General features: G+C 63.2%; 15 protein-coding genes and 1 pseudogene. 10 read left to right on the forward strand and 6 right to left on the reverse strand.

The genetic code is table 11. The annotated features are described in order from the left end of the window. Window positions 1-921 carry a hypothetical protein gene (locus tag J8C06_RS12410; protein ID WP_211430468.1) on the reverse strand — a complete coding sequence of 307 codons (921 nt, stop codon included), beginning with the start codon at window positions 919-921 and terminating at the stop codon, window positions 1-3. Then, window positions 908-1,846, reverse strand: coding sequence for a hypothetical protein (locus J8C06_RS12415; protein ID WP_211430469.1), 939 nt, complete (start codon window positions 1,844-1,846; stop codon window positions 908-910). Before J8C06_RS12415 ends, J8C06_RS12410 begins: the two co-directional genes overlap by 14 nt. A 43-nt stretch (window positions 1,847-1,889) precedes the next feature. On the opposite strand from J8C06_RS12415, the gene J8C06_RS12420 reads away from it, so the two are divergent. The 4 genes from J8C06_RS12420 (at window position 1,890) to J8C06_RS12435 (ending at window position 7,457) form a co-directional block, all read left to right on the forward strand. Then, window positions 1,890-4,922 carry a TonB-dependent receptor gene (locus tag J8C06_RS12420; protein ID WP_211430470.1) on the forward strand — a complete coding sequence of 1,011 codons (3,033 nt, stop codon included), beginning with the start codon at window positions 1,890-1,892 and terminating at the stop codon, window positions 4,920-4,922. Between the two features lie 138 nt (window positions 4,923-5,060). After that, the gene (locus tag J8C06_RS12425) at window positions 5,061-5,693 is read left to right on the forward strand and encodes a hypothetical protein (RefSeq protein WP_211430471.1); all 633 of its coding nucleotides are present in this window, start codon (window positions 5,061-5,063) and stop codon (window positions 5,691-5,693) included. Between the two features lie 29 nt (window positions 5,694-5,722). Continuing rightward, window positions 5,723-6,709, forward strand: a complete 987-nt coding sequence (gene hpnA / locus J8C06_RS12430; protein ID WP_211430472.1) for a hopanoid-associated sugar epimerase — start codon at window positions 5,723-5,725, stop codon at window positions 6,707-6,709. After that, entirely contained in the window at window positions 6,696-7,457 is a 762-nt protein-coding gene (locus J8C06_RS12435) for a phytanoyl-CoA dioxygenase family protein (RefSeq protein ID WP_211430473.1), read from the forward strand. The genes hpnA and J8C06_RS12435 overlap by 14 nt, the downstream gene beginning before the upstream one ends. A 193-nt stretch (window positions 7,458-7,650) precedes the next feature. Here the strand turns inward: J8C06_RS12435 and mtnP are convergent, their stop codons facing one another. Further along, entirely contained in the window at window positions 7,651-8,544 is an 894-nt protein-coding gene (gene mtnP / locus J8C06_RS12440) for an S-methyl-5'-thioadenosine phosphorylase (RefSeq protein ID WP_211430474.1), read from the reverse strand. A 37-nt stretch (window positions 8,545-8,581) separates the two neighbouring features. Between mtnP and J8C06_RS12445 the strand changes: the two genes are divergently transcribed. The 5 genes from J8C06_RS12445 to J8C06_RS12465 all read left to right on the forward strand — a co-directional run bounded on the left by J8C06_RS12445 (window position 8,582) and on the right by J8C06_RS12465 (window position 17,110). Next, on the forward strand, window positions 8,582-9,463 hold the full coding sequence (locus tag J8C06_RS12445; RefSeq protein WP_211430475.1) for a tropomyosin: 882 nt from the start codon (window positions 8,582-8,584) through the stop codon (window positions 9,461-9,463). Window positions 9,464-9,557: 94 nt separating this feature from the next. Continuing rightward, window positions 9,558-12,287 (forward strand): aconitate hydratase AcnA, encoded by a 2,730-nt coding sequence (gene acnA, locus J8C06_RS12450; protein ID WP_211430476.1) that lies wholly within the window; start codon window positions 9,558-9,560, stop codon window positions 12,285-12,287. Window positions 12,288-12,308: 21 nt separating this feature from the next. Then, window positions 12,309-13,106 carry an ABC transporter permease gene (locus tag J8C06_RS12455; protein WP_211430477.1) on the forward strand — a complete coding sequence of 266 codons (798 nt, stop codon included), beginning with the start codon at window positions 12,309-12,311 and terminating at the stop codon, window positions 13,104-13,106. 96 nt (window positions 13,107-13,202) lie between these two features. Next, entirely contained in the window at window positions 13,203-16,340 is a 3,138-nt protein-coding gene (locus J8C06_RS12460; RefSeq protein ID WP_211430478.1) for an AMP-binding protein, read from the forward strand. Between the two features lie 32 nt (window positions 16,341-16,372). Continuing rightward, window positions 16,373-17,110, forward strand: coding sequence for a phosphoribosylanthranilate isomerase (locus J8C06_RS12465; protein ID WP_211430479.1), 738 nt, complete (start codon window positions 16,373-16,375; stop codon window positions 17,108-17,110). Between the two features lie 3 nt (window positions 17,111-17,113). Here J8C06_RS12465 and J8C06_RS12470 read toward each other — a convergent pair whose 3' ends face one another. The 3 genes from J8C06_RS12470 to J8C06_RS12480 are packed head-to-tail and all read right to left on the reverse strand — an operon-like array spanning window position 17,114 to window position 19,139. Next, window positions 17,114-17,575: an FHA domain-containing protein gene (locus J8C06_RS12470; protein ID WP_211430480.1), complete on the reverse strand. Its 462-nt coding sequence runs from the start codon at window positions 17,573-17,575 to the stop codon at window positions 17,114-17,116. A 22-nt stretch (window positions 17,576-17,597) separates the two neighbouring features. Continuing rightward, entirely contained in the window at window positions 17,598-18,494 is an 897-nt protein-coding gene (locus J8C06_RS12475) for a hypothetical protein (RefSeq protein WP_211430481.1), read from the reverse strand. A 12-nt stretch (window positions 18,495-18,506) separates the two neighbouring features. Beyond that, a complete protein-coding gene (locus J8C06_RS12480; RefSeq protein ID WP_211430482.1) occupies window positions 18,507-19,139 on the reverse strand; it encodes a WG repeat-containing protein in 633 nt (210 codons plus the stop codon). Window positions 19,140-19,315: 176 nt separating this feature from the next. Here J8C06_RS12480 and J8C06_RS15235 point away from each other — a divergent pair. Continuing rightward, a pseudogene (locus tag J8C06_RS15235) lies at window positions 19,316-20,344 on the forward strand (CofH family radical SAM protein); the annotation flags it as partial. Between the last annotated feature and the right edge of the window lie 22 nt (window positions 20,345-20,366).

The raw sequence follows: 20,366 nt of genomic DNA on the forward strand, positions 1-20,366 counted from the left end.
TCACTCCCACCACAGCGTAGCAAACGCCTTGCCCAGCGTGGGCTGCGCCAGCAGTTGGTCACACAACGCGGTGATGCGTTCCGCTGCCCAAGTGGGCGTTCCCGTCCGGCGCAGCTCTTCGACATCGGTCAGCACGCACCCAAGATGGCGCAGGCGGCTGGCATGGCGCGCATCCAACTTGACCGGGCACGCCCCAGAGAGCAGGGCATCCAGGACACGAAACGACTCAAAGTAGGGATGGGCATGGTGTGAAGTCCAGATGTAAAACCGGCTTTGACGCAGCACACGCGCCAGTCGGGCGCGATCGAGCCGCCCGCGGTCGGCGCGAACCTGGAACGGCTCGCCCGGCGGTAAAAACGCAAAGCCATGCGGCTGCCAGTCGGCCAATGCCGCCACCAGCGCCGCGCGCTCCGGCGTCAGCGCCCCGACGACCGCCCAGGGAAGTGGCCGCGCCGCAAACGTTTCGGGACGGACTGCCCTGACCTGGGCCAGCACAGCCTGTTCGGCTTGGGTCGGCGCGTAGTGTAGGAACCGGTACTTGGCCGCGACGGCCGGCAGTGGCGTCTGGGGCTGCCACCCGACATCAATGATGGCCGTCCAGTCGGGACCGTCGAGCTGGCGCTCAAACCAGACGACGCTTACGCATTCCGCCGCCACCAGCGCCCGTTCTGGAACGCTATTGACCTTTGACATAAACGCGGCCACCTCAGCCGGTGATAGCCGTGGATCGTGGATGGTTTCCACCCAGTTGACGACCACGACGCGCGGCGCGGGCGTGGCCCGGAGCCAGTCCGGTCCATCCCAGAGGCGCGTCCGTGCGCGATGGACTTCCGGCAAGTCTCCCCACAGGCGCTCGGCCAGATCGGTGTAAAACCAGTCGGTCGCCCGACTACAGATGATGTCGGTGTCAACCGTGGGCATGGCTGTTGGGTGTGCCTCCAGAAGCAATCGCGGCAAAAGCCGCGCCGAGCGTGGGACGGGCCAGCGCCGCTTCATAAGCCGCTCTGAGCAGCGCCGTCCAGCCCTGGCTTTCCAGCGCCGCCGCAAGCGCCTTCAGGGACGGGAACACGCCGGGCGCACCGGAAAAATGCGCCGCGTGGTCAGGATCAATCTTGACCGGCAGGGCGCCATGCCGGAGCGCGTCGTGAACGCGAAACGTTTCAAAGTAGGGAAATGGGTGCTGGGCGCGCCAGATATAAAGTGGCGTCCGGCGGAGCACCCGCGCCAGCCCAGCTTCGGTCAGCCGTCCGCTGCCCGGTCGCGCCGGCCCGGCGTCGGTCAGCAAGACAAATCCACCGGGACGCCAGTGGACGAGTTCGTGGGCAAACGCCACGCGCGCCGGTGTCCGCATGCCGACAAAAGCCCAGGGGATGGGGCGGGCGGCCGGGTCGTCCGGCGTTTCGTCCAACGCCGCGCGCCGGCGCTCCATGGCTTCCTGCTCGGCGCGCGTCGCTACCGTGCCGAGGACGTGATAGGGTAGGCCCCGGTACCGCTCCGGTAGTGGATAGCCAAACCACCCGACTTCGATGAGTTCTGTCCAGGCAATGCCTTCGGCAAATTGCTTCTCAAACCACTCGGTGCCGACACACTCAGCCGAAAGCAGGGTTCGGCGCGGAATGTCGGCCAGGCGCGCGCAGAGGTCGGTTACTCCCCTGCCAAGTTGCGGTTCGCGGACAACTTCTTCCCAGTTGACAACCACGACATGGTCATGCGGGGTGTCATCCAGCCACGCCACGACGTTACACAACCGTGTCTGAGCGCGGAGAGCTTCCGGCAAGTCGGCATAGAGCCGCCGGGCGAAGTCGGCGTGGTACCAGTTGTTGGTGTGGCTGTAAATGATGTCCATAGCGGTGGAGGCATGCGGATCAGTGCAGGCTTGGAAACGCTTGATGTTCTTGCTCTTGCTGGCCGTCTTTCCGGTTGGCCCGGTGACGCCGGCGCAATCAACCCTGGCGACGCTGACCGGGAGCGTGCTCGATGACAACCAGTTGCCGGTTACCGGCGCAACGGTGGTGATTCACGATACGCGGCGCAACCGCATTCGGGAAGTCAGCTCGGATGCGCAGGGGCGCTATGCGTTCACGGCGCTCGAACCGACGACCTACCGTGTCACCGCGCGTCACCCGACCCTGGGCGTGGCCGTTGAAACCTCGGTGACGGTGCAGCTTGGCGAGCAGCGCCATCTGCCGTTGGTGCTGTTGCCGGCGGCGACCTTTGACACCGAAGTGCGCGCCGAGCCGGTCGAACTCGAAACCACGCGCGCCGGCCAGAGCCGGACGGTCGGTGAACGCGACATTCAAACGCTTCCGCTGCCCGGACGCAACTTCGTGGATTTGGTCAAGCTTTCGCCGGGCGTGACCCCAGGGCGCGAAAACGTCGGCGGCGGCCCGTTCAAGGAGCCGGACATCGGCGTTGGGGCAGCGGCGGCCCCGCGCATTGCTTTCGGTGGACAGACCGAACTCAACACCCTGCTGCAACTCGACGGTCTGGATCACGTCCAGACCGTTACCGGTCTGCCCCGCGCCACCCCTTCGACCGAGGCCGTCGAGGCGTTTCGCGTCAGCAACGCCACCTTTGAAAGCGAGTACGGACGGTCGCTCGGCGGCTTTGTCAACATCTTGACGAAGTCGGGAACGAATCACCTGCACGGCAGCCTGTATGGCTATGCGATCAACGACGCCGTCAACGCCCGTCCGCTACTGACCGGCGCGCGGTCGGTACTCCGCCAGCATCAGTTTGGCGCGACCCTGGGTGGGCCGTTGCAGCGCGACCGCTGGTTTTTCTTCGCCAGCTATGAAGGCCAGCGGCGGGCCGAGTCGAATCGCTTTTCCCAGGTGATTCTGTCCAACTTGGCTGCCATCAACGTTGTTCGGCGGCATTACGGGTTGACGCCGGAGACCGTTGACCAACTGCGCACCGGCGACTACGACCTGGGTTTTGGGCGCGTGGACTGGCGGCCGGATGACCGTCAATCGCTGGCGCTGCGGGCCACGGCGCTGGCCGGCACGGCGCGGGGGTTTCTGGGCGGCGGCGGGCGCGCCTCCCCAACCTCGACCACGGCGCGGGACAACCAAACCACCGACGTAACGTTGAGCGCGACCTATGCCATAGCCTTCACGCCGATGCAGGTGGGCGAGTTACGCGGGCAGTGGGCGCGGCGCGATTTCAGGTTTCGTCCGCGTTTCGCCGAACCGGCGCTGGAACTGCCCAACCTCATCGTGATGGGCAAAAGCACGTCGGACGTGGACAGCTACTGCGAAGACCGCCTTCAGGTGGCCGGGGCGTTGACGCAGTTGAAGGGAAGGCACACCATCAAGGTCGGCGGTGACTGGTCGCGGCTGGACGACGCCGCGCGGTGGGATTTGTTCTATCCGGCCCGCATCATTTTTGGCGGGCTGCTTCCGGCCTTGCTCAATCAAACCCCGGACGGTCAGCCCAACCCACAGCCAAGTACCTTCTGGTTTCCATTCGTCACCGGCGCCGCCACAGCGCCGCCCATTCCCTTTCCGTTTACGCGCCCGGTGCCGGACGCGCTGTTGCCGAATGTGCAAACCCGGCTCAGCCATGCCCAGTACGGACTGTTTGGACAGGATCAGTGGCAGGCCACCCCGTCCCTGACCGTCACCTTCGGCCTGCGGTACGACGTCGAGACCTACCCGCGCCGCTTTTTTGACCGGCGGGATTGGAACAACCTCCAGCCCCGGGTTGGGGTGGCCTGGGGGTTCGGAGGCGGTCGCGGCGTCCTGCGGGCCGGTTACGGCGTGTTTACCGACCGGATTGCTTCCAGCGTAGGGCAGGTGATCTTCGGCGCCGAGTGGATTTCACGCGGCGATGTGGCGACGGCGCCGCAGCTCTTTGCCGAGGTCGCGCGTTTTCCAGGGCGCTTCCGCCAGGCAACCATCAGTGGCCCCCCATCGGCGACATCGCCGATCGGCGCGGCGCAGGCGGCGGATATTTTCCTGCGCGGGACGCCGGGCGCTCCGGCGGGTTACGGCGTTGCGGTCGGCAGCGCGCTGCCGCCAGGGACGTTGCCACTGCCGACGGCGGAAAGCGGCGCAACGGCCAGCTTCGCCGACAATCTGAGCCGCCGCTTGCGCAACCCCTATGCCCAGCATCTGGCGGCGGGCGTCGAGTATGTCTGGCAGGGGGTGACGTGGTCGGCGTCGTACTTGCGCGTGCTGGCGTTGAAGCTGCCCGGTCATACGGGCAACCTCAATGCTTTTCAAACGGGGACGCTGCCGACGGGCAAGCCCGTTCTGGCCGGGCGACGCTTTGCCGAACTGGGACACTTTTTCGTGACCGACAATCTCGGGACGAGTGGTTATCATGGTGGTTTCTTTGCCGCCCACCGCGCCTGGCGGCGTGGGTGGTCGTTGTCGGTCGCGCACACGTGGTCAAAAACGCTCACGACGGTGGATGCCGTCAACAACCTGGCCGATTACCCGGAAGGGCTGACGCTGGAGCGGTTTCTTTCGCGCCAGCATGCGACGCATCGGTTGGCGGCGACGCTGTCCGGCGAGACGCCGCGCCAAGCCGGATGGCTGGGGGGCTGGCAGGGCGCTGTGGTGCTGGCGTTGGAAAGTGGGCGTCCGTTCAACGTTTTTGCCGGCGGCGATTTCAACGGCGATGGCAACCCGAACAGTGATCGGCCTGGACTACTGCCGCGCAACAGCTTTCGCGGGCCGGGTTTCGCCTCGGTGGACGTCCGGCTTGGGCGCAGCTTACTGTTGAGCGAGCGCCTCCATCTGGACATCACGCTGGATGTGTTCAACGCGGCCAATCGGGTCAACATCCGTGACTTGAACCTAGCGTATGGTGGTACGCGCCTGGACGTTCCACCGAATCCATCGCTTCAGTTTGGCGCGCCGCGGGATGTGTTCGGCGCGCGCCAACTTCAGATCGGCGTCAAGTTGCGGTTCTAGGTCGGCGTATGCAAAAAGCGGCTATTTCCTAGATAAATGTTGGGTAAGTGCGTTGGCTGACTTGCGGTCAGCGAAAAAATCGTCAATCTTGGCGGAAATGACTCGTCTTGTGGCTGTGTTGAAAGGAGTAGTGGGCGCGTGAAATTACGAAAGACTTGGCGATGGGGACGGCACGGCCTCTGGGCATTGCTCGTCTGCGTGAGCTTGACGCTATCCTTACAAGCCCAGCAAGACGGTGGAACGCGCCCGATTCGGGCGACGGCTGTGCATACGGTCGTGGGCGGACGGGTGCGTCTTCAGTTCTCCGACGCTTTCCGGGGAGCGCTCCGGCGCGCACATATCGCCTACGATGCCGTCGGCGCTTCGACGACGGAAGGCGATGCCGTCCTGCTGCCGGTGGCCGACGGCCTCTTTGACTTGGCTTCGGGACGCGGCACGGTAGTCTGGCGCGGCGGGCTGGCGCTTGAAACCCCCAAGGCGGATGTTGACCTCCGCGGCTTTCGCATGGACACGGTTGGCCGTTTGCCCCTGCTGTGGACGACCTTGGTGGTCGAAGGCGAACTGGCCGATACCTTCCCGCTCTGCACGGTCGCCTTGCCGACGACGCAACTGCCTGCCCGACTGATTGGTGGGCGGGTGCTGACGCTCCGCGATGTGGAACTCCGACTGACAGCGGAAGGCGCGGCCTGCCTCAATCGGCTTTCGGCGTCAGAACGGTTTGCGTCGGGGCAAGTCGTTGGGCTGGCCAACATCATTGCCATTGTCGAGTAGTGGTTGCCACCTACCATCACGGCGCGACCATGAAAGTTTTTCTTACGGGAGGCACGGGATTTGTCGGCGCAAGCGTGCTGCGTGAACTGCTATCCGGCGGTGCGGAAGTCCGGGCTTTGGCCCGGCGCAACGGCGACCGACGCAATCTGGAAGGCCTGGTATTTGACCTCGTCGAGGGCGATCTGGACGATCCGGCGCTCCTGACCCGCGCCATGGAAGGCTGTGAGTGGGTTTTCCATGTCGCCGCCCACTACAGCCTGCTGCGTCGTGACCGAGACGCCATCTATCGCGCCAATGTCGAGGGAACGCGGCATATCCTGCAAGCGGCCCGCGCGGCCGGCGTCAAGCGCGTGGTTCACACCAGCTCGGTGGCGGCAATCGGCGTCCCGCCGGATGGCGCGGTTGCCGATGAGACCTTTCAAACCACGGTCGAGGAACTCGTCAGCGACTATAAAAAGTCGAAGTTTTTATCTGAGCAACTGGCGCGTCAGGCCGCCCGTGAGGGGCTGCCGGTCATCATCGTCAACCCCAGCACGCCAATTGGCCCCTACGACGTCAAGCCGACGCCGACGGGCGAGATTGTGCTGCGTTTCTTGCAGGGGCGCATGCCGGCCTATGTGGACACGGGCATGAACCTGATTCACGTCCGCGACGTTGCCATTGGGCATCTGCGCGCTGCGGAAAAGGGACGGGTGGGCGAGCGGTACATCCTGGGCTGTCAAAACCTGACGCTCAAGGCCATTCTGGATTTGCTATCTGCCATCACGGGACTGCCGGCCCCAAAGCGCAAGCTTCCACACTGGCTACCGATCGTCGTGGGCGCGGTGGATGAGTTTGTGATCAGTCGTCTGACCGGACGCTCACCCACGGTGGCGTTGGATTCGGCGCGCATGGCCGCCCATGCGATGTATTACGATGCCACGCGCGCCGTCACGTACCTTGGGCTGCCGCAGACGCCGATTGAGACGGCGCTCCGCGATGCCGTCACCTGGTTCCGCGACCATGGCTACGTTTGACGCCCCTTCGTTGCCAAGCGGCGCTGGCACGGCTTGGCTTGGCGTCCGTGAGGTGACGGTGCCGATGTTGCCGTCCGCCTCTGACCTGGCCGTGCGGGTGCGGGGCTGGCTGGAGCCTGCGCTGTGCGCGCGGTGGGTGGCAAGCGTGTACGCGGCGCGGGAACACTGGGTTGAGGCCTTTGGCGGCTTGCAATTTTCGTTGGGACGCGCCTGGTACACCGACCTCGAGATGGGCCGTGAAGCGGACTACTTCGCGGAAGCGGCCGAACGCAATGCCCTGGTCGAGCGTTACGCGCCAGGGCTTCAGCGCCGGATGCGACAGCTTGCCCGGGCCGTTGTCGGGCGGCCGGTCATCCAGCGGGAAGGCTGGTGCGGGGCCGGGATTCACATTTTCCCGGCGGGGAGCTGGGTTGCCCAGCAGGGCGGCGAGATTCACTTTGACACGGAAGGGCTGTTGCCGGAACAGCTTGCCGAACAGACACCGGCGCTCACCCTGGTGGTGATGCTCCAACCACCGGTGGACGGCGGAGGGCTTCGGCTCTGGGAAGCGCGCTTCGAAGGTGATGAAACCCCGTCACCGGCGCAGTTGGCGCGGCCGAGCCAAAGCATTGCCTACGGCGTGGGCGATGCCTTGATCTTCGACAGTTACCGCCTGCACTGGATCGAACCTTTTACCGGCGATCGTGACCGCATTTCCGTGACCCTGCATGTGGTTCAGACCGGTCCGGTTTGGGAGAGCTGGTTTTAGAGCGTGTTCTGAAACACCCTGAACGTAGGCCTGCCGGCGGCCGTCTGGTCAGTTCTGCCGGCGGCACGGCAGGCCTGTGCCTTGCTGGTGGGAGCCCGGCGTTGATGTGTGGCGCTCGGATGGGGGCGTCCGTTTCGCCGCTGCCTCGGTCCTCGCGGTTTTGGCGTGGCATCGGCATTGCCCGCCGCCCGTCTCATAGCGGCAGGTACTTCCCGATGATCGCGGCCAACCGGCGGCGCGTTTCCGGGAAAACCAAATCCGGGCGCGTCATGATGGCGTTTTTGAGCGCCGAGGCGTATGGCGAAGCTGGGTTCGTCGCTGCCAGGCGGCGCAGCGCGCCACGGACGATTTTTTGCGCCGTCGTGACGTTGCGGTTGAGGTAGCTAATCACCATATCCACCGTGACGTCGGCATGGCCTTCGTGCCAGCAGTCATAATCCGTGACCATCGCCAGGGTGGCGTAGCTCATCTCGGCTTCACGGGCGAGCTTGGCTTCCTGCAAGTTCGTCATGCCGATGACGGCCATGCCCCACTGCCGATAGACGTTCGACTCGGCACGGGTTGAAAAGGCCGGTCCTTCCATGCACAGGTACGTCCCTCCACGGTGGACGGTCACATCGGTCAGCTCGCGGGCAGCGGCTTCGAGCGTGTCGCAAAGCAGTGGGCACACCGGGTCGGCAAACGTGACATGGGCGACGATGCCGTTGCCAAAAAAGGTGGATTCCTCAGTACGGCCGCGGGTCCGGTCAAAAAACTGATCGGGAATGACGACATCCAGGGGCTTGAGTTCTTCCCGCAGCGAGCCGACGGCGGAAATCGAGATGACGAACTCCACGCCAAGCATTTTGAGCGCATAGATATTGGCCCGAAACGGGAGTTCTGACGGCAGCAAGAGGTGTCCGCGTCCGTGGCGCGGAAGAAAGGCGATGGGGATGCCGTCGAGTCGCCCGGTAATGATGGCATCGGAGGGCTTGCCGAACGGCGTATCGAGAAATAACTCTTCTATTTCTTCAAAGGCTTCCATGCGGTAAAAACCACTGCCGCCGATGACGGCATACTTTATGGGCGATACAGGCAACGTGGACATACGAGCGTCTTTGCACTCCGAGGTAGAATCGTTAGGTGTGGTACACGATAGCATTCACGGCCGCCACATCGAAGCCACTTCCTCCATGCACATCCTGGATCGGCGGATTGCCTATCTGACTCGCGCCTGCGGTCTGCTGCGCGGCGACTTCACCCTTGCGTCGCCAAACTCCACGCCAGCGCTCGACGCGGCTGAACCCATTGACCCCGACACCCTCAATCACTGGCCGGCGCAGTTTTTGACGGCTATCGCGCAAGAGGAAGATGCTGCTTTCGTGCGCCGGTACGCGACGCTGTTTACCCTCGATCCAAGCGACGATCCGCCCCTTGTCGGAATGTTTGATCGCCTGGTGGAAGTTCCGTCGCTGGCGGCCTACGATGGCGTGTTGGGCCGCCAACTTGACGCCGCCGATGTAATGCACATTGGTGACTTGATGGCCGTCAGTCGCCAGCAGGGAGGCGACCCGATGCTGCTTACCATGACTGACATTCATCCGGCGCTTGCCGTTTCCCGCTGGTGCCTCGTCACCAACGCCCAACAGTACCGGCGCTTTGAACCGTGGGTTCGGCTTTTGCGAACGCTGGGCACGGAAGACTTCGACCCGCTGGCCATGCAGTGTCGGGTGCTGGAACTACGGGAGCGATTGCGGGAAGTGCAACTGGAGTCCGAACGAATGTCCGAACGAATGCTGGCCGCGCAGGCCGCCGATTTTGAACAGCGTTTACATGCGGCGCACCAGAAACAAGCTGAGCTTGGGGCACGCCTCAGTGAAGTGGAGGACGAACGTCACCGGCTTGAGAAGCGACTAGGCGAGGCGGAAGCCCAATGTCGCCAAGTTGAAACGTATCTCCAGAACGTGCTTGGCTCGCGTTCCTGGCGGCTGACCTCCCCCCTGCGCCGTTTGCTCGGCGGTCGCTAGCGCCTGCGGATGGAGGTGGGGACTCGCCTCTGACCTTGGCGCTGTGATAGTCATTGACGAGTGTTCCGAAAGATACAAAGTGGAAAGACAGCCTATGGACCTGACTGCCCTGATTCGACCGTTTCCCCTTGGCAATGGCGACACCGGCCGCCTGGCCTCGCTCCCGGCCCTGGAAGCCGCCGGTTTTGGCGACATTGCGACGCTGCCCGTGTCGCTGCGGATTGTGCTGGAGTCCGTCCTGCGCAACTGTGACGGTCGCCGCATCACAGAAGACGATGTGCGCCGCCTGGCGCAGTGGCAACCCGTCGCTGAACGAACGGCTGAAATCCCGTTCGTCGTTGCCCGCGTGCTGCTTCAGGATTTCACCGGCGTCCCGCTGCTGTGCGACCTGGCGGCAATGCGCTCGGCGCTCGAACGCCTGGGACGCGACCCGGCCCTGATTGAGCCGCTCGTGCCGGTGGATTTGGTCATCGATCATTCCGTCCAGGTGGATGTGACCGGCCGCGAACGAAGCTTGCCGACGGTCGGTGGCAACGGTGCGCCGGCCGATCCGCTGACGCTCAACATGCAGTTGGAGTTTGAGCGGAATCGGGAGCGGTATGAATTTTTGAAGTGGGGCATGCAGGCGTTCAAGACCTTCCGGGTCATTCCGCCGGGCATTGGCATCTGCCATCAGGTCAACCTGGAATACCTTGCCCAGGGCGTGCTGGCACGGGACGGCATGTATTTTCCCGACACCCTGGTAGGGACGGACTCGCACACGACCATGATCAACGGACTGGGCATCGTCGGCTGGGGCGTGGGTGGCATCGAGGCCGAAGCCGCCATGCTGGGGCAGCCGGTATCCTTCCTGACGCCCGATGTCGTCGGCGTCAACCTGACGGGCCGCTTGCGCGAGGGCGTCACGGCGACCGACCTAGTGCTGACCATCACCGAAATGCTGCGCCGGGCAGGCGTGGTCGGCAAGTTCGTCGAGTTTCACGGCGATGGCGCCGCGGCGCTGAGTGTCCCGGACCGGGCGACGCTTGCCAACATGGCGCCCGAGTACGGCGCAACGATGGGCTTCTTTCCCGTGGATGAAAAAACTTGCGAGTACCTGCTTGCCACCGGACGCGCCCCGGAGCAAGTGGCAACGGTGCGCAACTACTTCGAGGCGCAGGGTTTGTTTGGCATCCCGGCCGCCGGAGCCTGTCGCTACTCGACCGTGCTCGAACTGGATTTGGCAACGGTCGAAGCCAGTGTCGCCGGGCCGAAGCGTCCGCAGGATCGGATTGCCCTGGACCGTCTGGCGACGACCTTTGGTGAAACACTTGCCAAGCCAGCAACCGCCGGCGGGTTTGGTATCCAGGAAGAAAACACTGCGGCACGCCAGCCGGTGAGCGATCCCTACTTTGGTGACCTCGGCCACGGCGACGTCGTTATTGCGGCAATCACTTCCTGCACGAATACGTCGAATCCGAGCGTCATGCTGGCGGCAGGACTGCTGGCCCGGAAAGCCGTCGCGCATGGCTTGCGCGTCCGGCCGACCGTCAAAACCTCACTCGCGCCCGGCTCGCGGGCCGTGACGGCCTACCTGGAGGCAACCGGCCTCCTGCGCGATTTGCGGCAGGTCGGGTTCGACGTGGTGGGGTATGGCTGCACGACATGCATCGGCAACTCCGGGCCGCTCGATCCGGCGATTGAAGAAACCATCACCGCCCACAATCTGGTTGCCGCGAGCGTCCTGTCGGGCAATCGCAACTTTGAAGCCCGCGTCCACCCAAACGTCAAGGCGAACTTTCTGATGAGTCCGCCGCTGGTCGTCGCCTTTGCGCTGGCCGGGCGCGTAACGCTCGACCTGACCCGCGAACCGCTGGGTCACGACGATGCCGGCCGCCCGGTCTATTTGCGTGATGTGTGGCCGACCACGGAAGACATTGCCGCCGTTCTGGCCTCTGCCTTCGAGCGTGAGACGTACCGACGGCTGTATGCGGATTTCACTGCCGAGCATCCCCTGTGGAACGCCATTCCAACCGTCGCCGGGCAGGTCTATCAGTGGCAACCGGCTTCAACCTATATTCAGGAGCCACCGTTTTTTGCCGATTTCAGCCTCTCCATAGGTACTTTTGCCGACATTCACGCCGGGCGGGCGCTGGCTATCTTTGGCGACTCCGTCACGACCGACCATATTTCTCCTGCCGGGAGCATCAAGCCTACGTCTCCGGCCGGGCAGTACCTGCAAGCGCGCCAGGTCGCCGTGGCAGACTTCAACAGCTACGGCGCGCGCCGCGGCAACCACGAAGTCATGATGCGCGGCACGTTTGCCAACGTGCGGATCAAGAATCTCATGGTTCCCGGAACCGAAGGCGGCGTGACCGCGCACCAGCCGACTGGCGAAGCCATGGCGATTTACGATGCCGCTATGCGCTATGCCGAATCCCAGACCCCGCTGTTCGTTTTTGCCGGCAAGGAGTACGGCACAGGCAGTTCCCGCGACTGGGCGGCGAAAGGGACGGCATTGCTGGGGGTGCGCGTGGTGGTGGCCGAAAGCTTTGAGCGCATCCACCGCAGCAATTTGGCCGGCATGGGCGTCCTGCCCTGCCAGTTTGTCAATGGCGTCACCGCGCGGTCGTTGGCGCTCGATGGAACGGAACGATACGGTTTGGAAGGTTTGTCTGGTGGCGTTGCGCCGCGTCAAATGGTCACGCTGGTCATTGAACGCGCCAACGGCACGGTCGAGCGCGTCCCGGTTCAACTTCGCCTCGATACGCCGATTGAGATTGACTACTACCGCCACGGCGGAATTCTGCCCTATGTGCTACGGCAGATGTTGGCCGAAAGCTAGAGAAGGCAGGGGGAGTCGTACTTGCAGAACTTGAGGGATATGTCGCGGATGCGCCTGAGCGTCTTCCGCGACCACGGCTGGTTGCTTCATTCGCTCGTCATGCGCGATTTGCGGGGCCGCTACAAAGGCTCGGTGCTTGGCTTTCTCTGGACGTTTCTCAACCCGCTGCTGCTGATGCTGACCTACAGCGTGGTCTTTGGGTATTTCCTTCAGGTCAACGCGGCCGCGTATCCGGCGTTTATTCTGAGCGGACTGCTGCCGTGGATATGGTTCTCAACGGCGCTGCTCCAGGGCTCGACCTCGATTTTGGAGGGCGCGTCCTACGTTGGAAAAACCATTTTCCCAACGCCGGTGCTGCCGCTCGTGCCGGTGCTGGCAGGCATGGTCAACTACCTGCTGTCGCTGCCGTTGTTGCTGATTCTGCTTCTGTTTTTCAAACTGCCGGTCGGATGGGGGCTGGTGTGCTTTCCGGTTCTGGTGCTGATTCAAGTGGTGCTGCTCTGTGGGCTGACCATGACGCTTTCCGCCCTGAGCGTGACCTTTCGGGATACCCAGCATTTGCTGGGCCACATCGTGACGATCCTGTTCTTCATGATGCCGATCATGTACCCACTGACGGCCATTCCCGAACGGGCGCGCTGGATTGTGGAACATAATCCGCTCGTCGGACTTTTTTACAGCTACCAGCAAATCTTCTACTATGGTGAAGTCCCTGACCCACAACGATTGCTGTGGCTGTTTGTGCTGGCGGTCGCCGTGTTCTACGGTGGGCAATACACGTTCAACCGGCAGTCGGAATCATTCGCCGAGCATATCTAGTTCGAACCGACCTAGTTTGAACCTATCGAGTCGCGGCGTCGGTTCGGGTGAATGCCGTCGCTGGTATCCTATATTTGAGTTGGAGAGTTCTCGTTCATGAGCGCACCCATGCCATCGGCCCGTTCCATGGTCAACCCCATTCGTACCCAGCCAGACTGGCAAGCCCAGCGCGCGGCTTGCCAGGAGGACCCAGGCGCGTTTCATGGTGCGATTGCGCGCCGCGAAATTCATTGGTTCGACCCAGAGCGGACGGCCTGGCTCACCTACGACGAAGCGGCTGCCCGGTGGACGGGCTATGACTACCGCACCGGCGCCGCGCTATCGCTCGATGTCTCCGATTTTACTCCCTGGGCGCAGGCTTTCGACGCGGCTGACGCCCCGTACTATCGTTGGTTCGCCGGTGGCTGGACCAACGCTTGCTTCAATGAGGTGGATCGGCACGTCCTCGCCGGTCACGGCGATGAGGTGGCCTTTTACTTTGAGGGCGACCGGTGGGATCAGTCCCTGGACGATGGACGCGGCGGCCCGGTCGTTGCTTTCCCGGTCACGCGCAAGCAGCTTCTGCTCGAAACCGTCAAGGCGGCGCTCGTGCTGCAAGACCTAGGTCTCCGCGCCGGCGACCGCATTGCCATCAACCTGCCCAACATCATGGAGCAGATTTACTTTACCGAAGCTGCCAAGCGATTGGGCATCATCTACACACCCGTATTTGGAGGTTTTTCGGCCAAAACGCTCAGTGACCGGATTCATGACTCCGGCGCCAAGGTCGTCATCACCTCGGATGGCGGGTACCGCAACGCCCAGATTGTGCCCTACAAGGAAGCGTACACCGACAAAGCGCTCGATGATTACGTCCCCGTCAACGATGTGCTGGACATCGTCCGGGACACGCTCGAACTACTCACCGAAAAATCCACCTTCGGGTGGTCGGGCGAGCATTTTCACGATTCGGTCATCGAGCATATTTGCCGGGCGGTGAGGGAAGCAATTGCTGGTGACATCACGGTTGAGCGCGCAGATGCCATGCGGGGCGTTGGGGTTGGCCTTAGCGAACTACGCATGCTGTCGGCCAAGGCAAAGTCCATGATTCGCACCGCGGTGGCCAAGGCGTTGGTGACGACACCGGCGCGGGTGGCGGCCGTCATCGTGGTGAAGCATACCGGTCAAGACATCGTCTGGCGCGCCGAGCGCGACCGCTGGGCCCATGAGTTGCTCGATGGCGCCGCGCGCCGCTTGATCGCGACGGCCCAGGCGCGCGGACTGGCCGTTGCGACCGAAGCCGACCTGCTCGCTCTGCCGACGGCCGACTTGGTCGGGACGCTGTATGCGCACTCGCGTCCGACACCGGTGGCCGCCGAGTTTCCGCTGTTTTTCATCTACACGTCGGGCAGCACCGGCAAGCCCAAGGGCGTCGTTCACGTCCATGGCGGTTACGTTGCCGGCATTGCCCACACGATGAAGGTTGCCTTTGATGCCCAGCCGGGCGATGTCATGTATGTCATTGCCGATCCAGGGTGGATTACCGGGCAGAGCTACCTGATTTCGGCGGCGTTGACGACGCGGGTGACGAGCGTCATTACCGAGGGCGCGCCGATGTTCCCCAACGCCGGACGGTTTGCCTCCATCATCGAACGCTACCGGGTCAATATCTTCAAGGCGGGTTCGACCTTTCTCAAGGCGATCATGGCCGATCCCCAGCATCGCGCGGACGTGGAACGTTATGATGTGTCGTCACTCCACGTGGCGACCTTCTGCGCCGAACCGACCTCGCCCGCCGTGCAGCAGTTCGGGATGGATTTGCTCTGTCGGCAGTACATCAACTCGTACTGGGCCACCGAACACGGCGGCATCGTCTGGACGCACTTCTACGGCAACGACGACTTCCCGCTGCGGCCCGACGCGCACACCTATCCATTGCCGTGGATCATGGGCGATGTGTGGGTGGCCGAAGAAACGAATGAGCAAGGGAGTGTCGTGCGTCATCGGCCGGCCGAGTTCGAGGAAAAAGGCGAAATTGTCATTACCCAGCCCTACCCCTACTTGGCGCGGACGGTCTGGGGTGACACCGAAAACTTCCGGGTCATCCAGACCACCATCGCCGATGGGCTTGACGCCGTGAGCGTCGTTCCGACTTGGCGCGGCGATATTGACCGCTACCGGAAGCTCTACTGGACGAAGTGGGCCGGGACACTGGCCTATACCCAGGGCGACTTTGCGCGGAAGTACGCCGACGGCAGCTTCAGCCTCCATGGACGTTCGGATGATGTGATCAATGTCAGCGGCCATCGTTTGGGCACCGAAGAGATCGAGGGGGCCATTCTGCGCGACAAGCAAATGAATCCAAACTCGGTCGTCGGCAACGTCATCGTCATTGGCGCGCCGCACCGTGAAAAAGGCCAGACTCCGGTCGCCTTCATTCTCACGACCGAGGGCCGCAAGTTGACGACCGACGATGAGCGGCGGTTGTCGGAACTCGTCCGGCAGGAAAAGGGATTGACGGCCGTCCCATCGGATTACATTCCGGTGACGGCTTTTCCCGAAACGCGCAGCGGCAAGTACATGCGGCGCTTCCTCAAGAGCCTGCTCTTCAACGAGCCGCTGGGCGACACGACGACGCTCCGCAACCCGGAAGTGCTGGACGAGATTGCCGCCAAAATCAAAGCCTGGCGTGAAAAGACGCGCCTGCGCGAGGAAAGCCGCGTCTTTGAAACCTATCGTTACGTGCGCGTGCAGTACTTTGACATCGTGCCGCCAGGCGACGGCCAGGCCGCGCAGCGGATTGCGCTGGCGACGATTACCAACCCGCCTGTCAACGCGCTCAATGAACGCGCGCTGGATGAGCTGATCACTGTCATCGAACACCTCGAACGGCGCGATGACGTGAAGGTGGTCATTTTCACCGGCGAAGGCACCCGGTCGTTCGTGGCCGGCGCGGATGTCAAGCAGTTGCTTGACTTCAAGACCGTTGCCGAAGCGTCTCCGCTGCCGAACAACGCCCACCTGGCCTTCGATAAAATTGAACGGATGCGCAAGCCGGTCATTGCCGCCGTCAATGGGGTGGCGCTTGGGGGCGGGAATGAGTTTCAAATGGCCTGCCACTATACGGTGAGCGAGCCAACGGCGGTGTTCGGGCAGCCTGAAATTCGCCTCAACCTCATTCCCGGTTACGGCGGCACGCAGCGGTTGCCGCGCCTGCTGGCGCTTCGGCGCGAGACAGCACCCAATGGGTCCTGACCCCGGCCCGGGCAAACCGGCTGAACCGTGGCATGAGCTTTGGAGCGATGAAACCGCGTGTGGCGCAGGGCGACGAAACCACCAGGGAAGCAAACCAAGTGGATGCGCCGTCGTCTCATGCTCGTTCTGAGCCGCGAACGCGCGTCAAAATCTGTGGCGTGACAAGCGTTGCCGATGCGGATGCCGCGGCCGCGGCCGGCGCGGACTACCTCGGACTAATTTTTGCCCCATCGAGCGTGCGGTCGGTCACGCTCGACGACGCCCGGCAAATCGTGGCGGCGGTGGCCCGGCGCTGCCAAACCGTTGCCGTGTTTCAGGATGCGCCGCTCGAATGGATGCAAACGGTCGTGGCCGCGATTGGGTGTGATCTGATCCAGCTCCATGGCGACGAGCCACTGGAGGTTGCCGCTGCTTTGCCCTGTCCGGTCATCCGGGCCGTGACCGTCACGCCGGAAACGCGGCCCGCCGACGTGCTCCCCTGGACGCGGTTGGAAAACGTCGCCCACCTGCTGTTTGATCGCCCCAAGCGCCGGCCGGTTCTCGACTGGGAACTGTGCCTTCAGCCCCTATGGGAAGCCGCGCAGACGACCGCGGCCGGACGACAAGCCTTCATTGCGGGGGGACTCTCTGCGGAAAACGTCGCGGCCGTCGTCCAACGCTGGCAACCATACGGCGTGGATGTCGCTTCCGGGGTTGAATCCGCGCCGGGCAAGAAAGACGCGCGGCGCATGCAGGCGTTTTGTCGCTCGGTCCGGTCACCGGAGCGCTAGCGTTCAGTCCGGGTCGGACGCGCTTTCGGGGCGTGAAAGCGGGAGACTTCCCGACGAGCGAAGTGGAAGCATCCCGCTTTGCGCCCAGGCACATTCGGCTTGGGCAAGGCAGGCTGCGTGTTCGGCTTCCGAAAGCGTCGCCTGCCGGGTGAGGATGAACCGCGTGCTGGCGTTCGACATGGCAATCACCGTCGGGTCATCGAGCGGAAAGATGGACTCGCGCAGGTTGGCGCGCCGCGCCCCGGCCCGGCTCCAGAGCCAGGCCGGGTGGACGTAGAGCCACAGGTCGCCATTCGGTCGCCGGTTGAGTTGAAAGGCCAGTTGTTGAATGTCCGGCTCGTCAACGACGATGTCGCAGTCGCTTCCGCTGCCGACGGCAACCCAGGCCTGGTCAGCGGGAAGACCAAAGCTGGTTGTTCGGGGCGCGTTGATGATGTGGAGCCACCATTCTGGTTGAGGCAACATTGGTTTGGCGAAAGGTCTGTGGTCAGGATGAGTGCCGCGCCACCCGGGCCGGCTTGGCCTGGGCCGGTGCGGTCAGCGCGCGCAACAGTTCAATGACCCCGGGTTTCCCATCCCCGATGAACTCGGCGCGGCGCTTGCGATAGTCTTCCAGTATCGCCATCGCGCGCGTGCGAAGCCGTTCTTCTTCCTCGGTCGCCCTGTGCCCTTTGGCGACGGCCCAAGTGAAAGCGCCGGTGTCGCGGGCATAGGTTGGAATGTGCATGAAGTCGCGCTCGACGAACTTGCCCGTGGCCGCCTGGGTTTCACCCGCCGCGACAAAGAAATCCACTGCCGCGTCTGGATAGCCGAACAAATACCCATACCCGCGCCACCGAGCCGAACGGTCAGCATGTTCAACCTTATTGAGCATGTCCATGGGGTGGGCGTTGGGCGTGATGCCCAACGGCGCAAAGTAGCCCGCATGCACGCCGACGGCGCGCCTGAGCGCCGCGCGGTTGAAAACGACGCCTTCGGCGTAACGCTTGCCGTCATGAATAGCCGCGAAGGTCAGCACATCCGCATAGAAGCGGTCGCCACAGCGGAAGTGGGCCAGGAGTGTTCGAGTCGTCTCGATCTCGCCGAGGTCCGGCGCGGCCACATCGAACTGGAAGCGTACGTAGCCGCTGCTCATCGGCTTGAGGTCGCCGGCAACCGTATAGAGCGCCTCGGAATCCAGTATCGCCAGAAACAAGGCTTCGGCGCGCGTCCGTTGTTCCGGGGGAAGGTCGGCGAGCGAAAAACAGTCAGTGGATGGGCGCGTTTCCGCTTGCGCTGCCGGCCAGCCACCGGGGATGACCAGCGCCAGCCACAGCACCGCCAGCCACAGCCCATACCTGGCCCGGCCGGCGGACGCCCGGCCGGAACTGGGTTGCTTCACCATGCCGCTCCTTCCTCAGTGTTGATGCCGGTGCTCGCTTTCAGGCTTTTCCTTGAAACCATCTTTCTGCACCCAAAGCACCCGACCCGTGCGGTCAATGTAGGCATAGCGCCCGTCCACGATGACTTGGGCGACCCCGCCCATGAAGCGATGCTGGTGTGAGAACTGCGCCGGAATGACCAGTTTGCCCGTACGGTCAATGTAGCCGTACAGGTTGCCGACCTTGACGGCCGCCAGTCCCTCGGAAAAGTCCTCAGCGTCGTCAAACTGCGGTGGAATCACAATCTTGCCCGCGCGGTCAATGTAGCCATACTTGCCATCTTGCTTGATCCAGGCCAGGCCTTCCTTGAAGCCGTACGTGGCGTCAAAGGTGGCCGGGATGACCAGCTTGCCCGCGCGGTCAATGTAGCCGTGCTTCCCGTTGATGCGGACGCCGGCCAGGCCTTCACGAAACCCGAAGGTATTTTCATACTGTGGTGGGATCACGACCTTGCCGGTGTGGTCAATGTAGCCGTACTTGCTTTGTTCCCGGATCCAGTAGAGTCGTTCTTCAGAGGGTGGGGCCGCTTTCTGTCGAGCTGCCTGTTGTGCGCCGGTTGGGGCGGCGCAGAGAAGTGTCAACACCAACGTGAGCCAGAACCGATTCATAGCCAAGCCTCGCTAGAGCAGAGCATCGAGTCGCCACTGGGTGGCGTTTACGTAGGCCAACTATAAAACCGATGGCTTTGGAATGGGAAGGAACGGAAAGAGGAAAGTTCCGATCAACGCGACACCGGCGGCGCTTGTGATGGTTGTGCGGTCAATGGCAGACTAAACGAGGTATCATGAGTTCACCAGTTGCCGCTACCCTGGAAAAAGCTGTTCGCTTTGAGCCGCTGACGCCGCGCGAGGCCCTTGGGCTGCTCGAAACCACCGACCCAGCGGCGCGCCAGGCCGTCTATGCGGCGGCGCATGCGTGCAAGCAGGCCCTCATCGGTGCGCGGGCGACCTATGTCGTCAATCTCAATCTGAACTTTACGAACGTCTGCGCCCTGCATTGCACCTTTTGCGCGTTCCGCCGTGATGCCGATGCGCGTGAGGCCTACGCCCATAGTATTGACGCCATTGTGGGCAAGGTCAGCCGCTACCGCCAAACCCACGGCATCACGGAAGTCACGATTCAGGGCGGACTCAACCCGGCCCTGCCGGTCAGCTACTACTTCGACCTGTTGCGTGAACTCAAGCGTGCCTGCCCGGATGTTCACCTCCATGCCTATTCGCCGCAAGAAATAGACTTCATCCAGCAGCGCAGCGGATGGTCACTGGGGCGCATCTTTGATGGGCTGCGCGTCGCCGGACAGGGAACGCTCTGCGGAACGGCGGCCGAAATCCTGGTTGAACCCATTCGTCGGAAAATCTGTCCTGAGAAAATCACTGCCGCGCGGTGGCTGGAGATTGTCCGCGCCGCGCACCAGTCCGGGACGCGCACGACGGCAACCATGATGTTCGGCCACATCGAGTCGCCGGCCGACCGCGTTGCCCACCTGCGCCACCTGCGCGCTTTGCAGCGCGCCACCGGTGGCTTCACGGAGTTTATTCCGCTGCCCTTCATTGCCGCCAAAGCCCCGCTTGGGCGCGCCGTCAGGCGGCGTGAGGTGGATGACGAAACCGTACTGCTGACCTTGGCCGTCGCCCGACTGTTTTTCGGGCGCGACCTCCTCCACCTACAGCTTGGGTGGGTCAAGCGCGGCCTTACGCTTGCCCGGCGGAGCTTGCACTGCGGCGCGGACGATCTTGGTGGCACGCTGCTGGAAGAGGAAATTTCCAATCGCGCCGGTTCGCGCTTTGGGGCGGCGGTGACGGCCGAACAGTTGGCCGCAACCATCCAGGCAGCCG

Origin of the sequence: Chloracidobacterium validum (assembly GCF_018304825.1) — a bacterium.
GTDB lineage: Bacteria > Acidobacteriota > Blastocatellia > Chloracidobacteriales > Chloracidobacteriaceae > Chloracidobacterium > Chloracidobacterium validum.